This is a genomic window from Castellaniella sp., from assembly GCF_034007085.1.
GTDB lineage: Bacteria > Pseudomonadota > Gammaproteobacteria > Burkholderiales > Burkholderiaceae_B > Castellaniella.
Window position 1 is genome coordinate 1 of sequence record NZ_JAVERO010000145.1, and the last position, 4,761, is coordinate 4,761.

Below are 4,761 nucleotides of genomic sequence, written 5' to 3' on the forward strand. Positions count from 1 at the left end.
CCTTGCGCCTGGCGGGGGCGTTCGATCGCCTCGATCAGCCGGCCGAGCAAGTGCTGCGCCGTCTGTTGACCCCGGCGGCGAAGTTCTGGGTCTGCAAGCGGGCCATCGATGTCACGGCCGAATGCATGGAGATCTGGGGCGGCAATGGCTATGTGGAAGACGGACCCATGGCCCGTTTGTACCGCGAGGCTCCAGTGAATTCCATCTGGGAGGGCTCGGGCAATGTCATGTGCCTGGATGTGTTGCGGGCTGCTCGCCAGGAATCCCAGGCTGTCGCCCAGATGATTGATGGACTGGCTCGGGCGCATCCGGACGAGTCGGCCCTGCGGATTGTGGCCGACCGCTTGCGGGCGGCCCTGGCGTGCGGTCCGGATGGACAGCAGGCGCAGGCCCGGATGATTGCCCGGGATCTGGTGCTGCTGGTCCAGGCGGATCTGCTGCTGCGTCATGCGCCGCATGCGGTGGCGCGGGCTTTTGTGGACAGCCGTCTGGGGGCTGTTGGCGGAGAGGCGTTCGGTGTCCGGTCGGGATCGTTGGCTGCGGATGCCTTGCTGCGGCGTGCCTGGCCCGATTGATCGGGGGCGTCCATTACAATGGCCGGCATCGGCCGCGCATCCAGGCGCGGCCATGTCATTCTGGTCATGCCGATGCTTGTTTTCTTCAATGCCCTTCACCCTGGGCGCAGGGTGGCGCGCTGCCGTCAGGCGCGCATCCTGTGGGCCGCCGGCCTGTGCATGGTGCTATCCGTCCCGGTCGCCCAGGCGGTGGGGCCCTATGCCCTGTCTGGCCGGGTCGTGGATGTTTCCGATGGCGATACGTTGACCCTGTTGGTGGGGCGGGACCGCCACCGGGTGCGGCTGGCGAGCATCGATGCGCCCGAAACCGGCCATGGCCGCCGTCGGCCCGGTCAACCCTACGGCCAGGCCGCTCGCAAGGCATTGGCCGGTCTGGTGGCCGGCAAGACCTTGACGCTGCGCTGCCATGAGCAGGACCGCTACGGGCGCGACGTCTGTGATGTCCCCTTGTCCGATGGCCGGACCGCCAACCGTGTCATGGTGGAATCCGGCCTGGCCTGGGCCAACCGGCAGGGGGGCGGCAAATACCTGCGTGACCCGGCCATGGCCGGCCTGGAACGCCAGGCGCGTGATCGGGGCCTGGGCCTGTGGCAGCAACCCGGTGCGATTGCGCCCTGGGAATGGCGCTGGCAATGCTGGGACGCGCTTGAAAACGGCCGATCGACCACCATCTGCTGATCATGGCACTCAAAGTATTCGACCTTTCGTGCGAGCACGACCACGTTTTCGAGGGCTGGTTCTCGTCCCAGGACAGCTTCCAGGACCAGCTGGCCCGGGGGCTGGTGCGTTGTCCCGTCTGTCACAGCGACCAGATCACGCGCCGGGTTTCAGCGCCACGCCTGAACATCAGTCATCTGCGCGCCGAACCGTCTGCGCCCCGGGCCGAATCCGCGGCGGCCGCCCGGGCGGCGGTTGCGGCGCCGTCCGGCGACCAGATGGCCCGCCTGCAGGCCGAAGTCCTGCGCCAGATCCGCCGCATCGTGCGGCAGACCGACGATGTCGGCGCCCGCTTTGCCGACGAGGCCCGTCGTATGCACAGCGGCGAAATCGAGGAACGCCCCATCCGGGGCACGGCTTCGGTCGAGGAATGCCGTGAACTGGTCGATGAGGGCATCTCGATCATGCCGATTCCCGATATTCTGGACGACGACCGGCTGCAGTAAGCGTGTTTGGTCACGCTCCAAGACAAAAAAGCCCCCTTTTGGGGGCAGCAAGCAGGCGACGCGCCTGCGCAGCGTAGGGGCTTTTTTGTCGTCTGGCGAGGCTCAGTTCACCCGGCTGCGGTATTCGTTGGTGCGGGTGTCGATTTCGATCTTGTCGCCGATGTTGCAGAACAGCGGCACGGCCAGTTCGAAGCCGGTGTTGATCTTGGCGGGTTTCAGGACCTTGCCGGACGTGTCGCCCTTGACGGCGGGTTCGGTGTAGGTGATTTCGCGCACGATGATGGTGGGCAGTTCGACGGAAATCGCGCGGCCGTCGTAGAACACGACTTCGACCGCCATGCCTTCTTCCAGGTAGTTCAGCGCATCGCCCATGCTGTCGGCTTCGACTTCGTGCTGGTTGTATTCCTCGTCCATGAAGACGTACATCGGATCGGCGAAGTAGGAATAGGTGCATTCCTTGTGATCGAGCATGACCTGCTCGAATTTTTCGTCGGCCTTGTAGACGGATTCGCTGGCGCTGCCGGTCAACAGGTTCTTGAACTTGAGCTTGACGACGGCGGCGTTGCGGCCGGATTTGTTGTATTCGGCCTTCTGGACGACGAGCGGGTCGTTGCCGACCATGACGACGTTGCCAACGCGCAGTTCCTGTGCGATTTTCATGGGAAAACTCCGGGGATGTGTGCCCCGTGCCAAAACGCAGTTCGAGGCAAAGCTGAAAAAAATCAACTGCACATTCTAGCGCGTTTGGCGGTTTTTTACTTTGATGCCTGCCGGGTGTTGATCCTGCTCAGAGATGCTGCCGGCAAAAATCCAGCAGATTCCGGGCCAGGTCGGGTCGGGTGGCCTGCTCGGCGCGCCAGGCGCGGCTACGCGTGCGCCAGCCGGACCAGGCCGGTTCCTGCAAGGCCGCTGGCAGCGCGCTGGCCACGGCGTCGTCGTCCTGCCGGTTCCAGGCGCGGATCAGCTCCGCAGCGAGGGGAGGCCAGTCTGCTCGGTCCAGCCAGGCTTCCAGCTTGTCCAGATGGGCGTCGCCCGCCTGGCGGTAGACCTGCCAGACCAGGGGGGCGCCGGCCCAGATGGCCCGGACCAGGGAATCTTCGCCGCGCACGAAATTCAGGTCACAGCAACCCAGCAGTTCGTCGAAGCGGGCCTGGGGCACGAAAGGCATGGGCACGATGCGCAGGCCGCCCTGGTCGCGCAGTACCGCCGGGAGGCGGTCGCCGGGTACAAGCAGCCGGACGGGGCGCTCCAGTCCGGCCAGCGCTGCCTGCAAGCCTGCCAGCGGCGCGTCGGCATAGCAGAACAGCAGTATGACCAGTTCATTCCCATCGAGTGCGAACCGCGCATCAGACAGTCCGGTCAGCGCGTGCAGGCGCGCGCTGCGATCCTGTGCCTGCGCGGCTTCGTGCCGTACCAGCAGGTCCGGTTCGCGCAACAGCCCGCCGGTGGCCGGCGTGAAGCCGGGAAAGAAAAAGAATTTCGGCACCCCGTTGGCCTGTGGTGAAGGCAGGCCGTGGCAGCCTTCCACCCAGGGTTCGGCGCTGAGGTATTCCAGATTGATCCACAGGCAGCCGCGCCCGGCCATGGCGGCTTGGTAGGTCGCAGGCAGGTTGCAGGCAAAGGCTTCGATCACCACGCCACCCTGAGGAGGCGCGGTGTGTTCCGCCTGGTGCCAGGGGCGGATCTGCACACCGTCCAGGGTCTGTTTGGCAGCCTGCTCGTCCAGCGCCGGCAGCAGCCGTGCCAGCACGGCGGGGCGGTCGATCCATAGGCGCACGGATTGGCCCAGCGCGGCCAAGCGCTGGGCCAGTCGCCAACACACCCCGGCATCGCCAAAATTGTCGACGACGCGGCAGAACAGATCGAAGGAGAGAGCGGGGTGGATCAATGAAACCGGACCGGTTCCGGATCGATTTCTTCCGGTAGTTCAGGGTGCTGCATCTCGCCCAGCATATTGGGGAAATACGGCGTGCCGCAGTCCTCGCAGAATTCCATGGGCTGCAGGCCCGGCAGGCGGCGGATGTCCTGGATACCGCATTCACGCAGCAGGGCGGCGATCGTATCCCAGGTATCGACCTGGTTCTCGGTGTCTGGGTCGGGCTGGGATTCTTCGCGGCTGAGTGCGGGCCAGACGCAACCGTAGATCACGTCGTTGCTGTTGCGGGTGCAAAAGCCGATGCGGTATTCCTCGATGGCCTGTTCGCCACAGGCGACCAGCGCGGCCCGCAGTTCCGTGCCCGGGATGCGGGCCGCGGTCTGCAGCCAGGTGGCAGCGGCTTTCAGGGACAGGGGGCGGATGCTCTGGTCGGCCTGGCGGGTGCTGGTGTAGTAGGCCTCGGGGCGCAGATATTCCAGCTGGCAGCCGGTGAAGATGGGTTCCAGGATACGTGCGCAGCCTTCGGCCCACCGGGCGGCGGCAGTATCCTGAGAGGACGGCTCTGCGACCGTGGGGGATTGCCACTGGAACACGGCGCCACCGCGTGGCACGACCACGGCACCGATCAGGAAGAACACATCGGCCAGCAGGTCTTCCGGGGCGTCGGCGTCGCGCAGCGTGGGGCCATCGCGGCGTTGCCCCAGGGCGCGCTGTGCCAGCGTCTGGGTCCAGGAGCGGGTTTCCTGGAACGATTGCGGCAGGCGGTCGAAGCGGATCAGCGACGGCAGCAGGGTGATCCGGGCTCCGGGGCCCAGCACGGTGTCCGCCAGCAATGATTCGAGCGCCTGCAACCGGGTTGCGCTCAGCTGGCCATTCGGCAGCCGGTAGCGGGTCCAGGCCAGGATCGGAGCGGAAATCAGCAGGGCGTCGCAATCCTGGCCGTCCGGCCCGGGCATGAGCGATTCGGAGCGGGCTTCGGCCAGTTCGACCAGAAGTTCGTAGGCGGCCGACCGCTGTTCCAGCAAGGCATCCAGGGCGGATTCCACAGCACGCCCATGGCGGGCGCCCATGGCCTTGTCCAGGGCTTCGCCCAGACGATTTTCCCAGTAGGTGTCTTCCAGGTGGCTGCCCGAGCGCGACAGCGATT

The 4,761-nt window shown here is 65.9% G+C and carries 6 protein-coding genes; 3 read left to right on the top strand and 3 right to left on the bottom strand.

The annotated features are described in order from the left end of the window. The 3 genes from RBR29_RS10500 to RBR29_RS10510 all read left to right on the top strand — a co-directional run. Positions 1-575, top strand: a 575-nt coding sequence (locus tag RBR29_RS10500) for an acyl-CoA dehydrogenase family protein (RefSeq protein ID WP_320349100.1), incomplete at its 5' end; no start/stop codon positions are given. A gap of 111 nt (positions 576-686) precedes the next feature. After that, positions 687-1,253 (top strand): thermonuclease family protein, encoded by a 567-nt coding sequence (locus RBR29_RS10505; protein ID WP_320349102.1) that lies wholly within the window; start codon positions 687-689, stop codon positions 1,251-1,253. Positions 1,254-1,255: 2 nt separating this feature from the next. Beyond that, positions 1,256-1,738 (top strand): DUF1178 family protein, encoded by a 483-nt coding sequence (locus RBR29_RS10510; protein ID WP_320349104.1) that lies wholly within the window; start codon positions 1,256-1,258, stop codon positions 1,736-1,738. Between the two features lie 102 nt (positions 1,739-1,840). Here the strand turns inward: RBR29_RS10510 and efp are convergent, their stop codons facing one another. The 3 genes from efp to RBR29_RS10525 all read right to left on the bottom strand — a co-directional run. Beyond that, complete coding sequence (efp, locus tag RBR29_RS10515; RefSeq protein WP_320349105.1) at positions 1,841-2,398, bottom strand: elongation factor P; 558 nt, start codon at positions 2,396-2,398, stop codon at positions 1,841-1,843. A 127-nt stretch (positions 2,399-2,525) separates the two neighbouring features. Then, entirely contained in the window at positions 2,526-3,626 is a 1,101-nt protein-coding gene (earP, locus tag RBR29_RS10520; RefSeq protein ID WP_320349106.1) for an elongation factor P maturation arginine rhamnosyltransferase EarP, read from the bottom strand. Continuing rightward, positions 3,623-4,761, bottom strand: a 1,139-nt coding sequence (locus tag RBR29_RS10525; protein ID WP_320349107.1) for a DUF2863 family protein, incomplete at its 5' end; no start/stop codon positions are given. The genes RBR29_RS10525 and earP, both read right to left, overlap by 4 nt.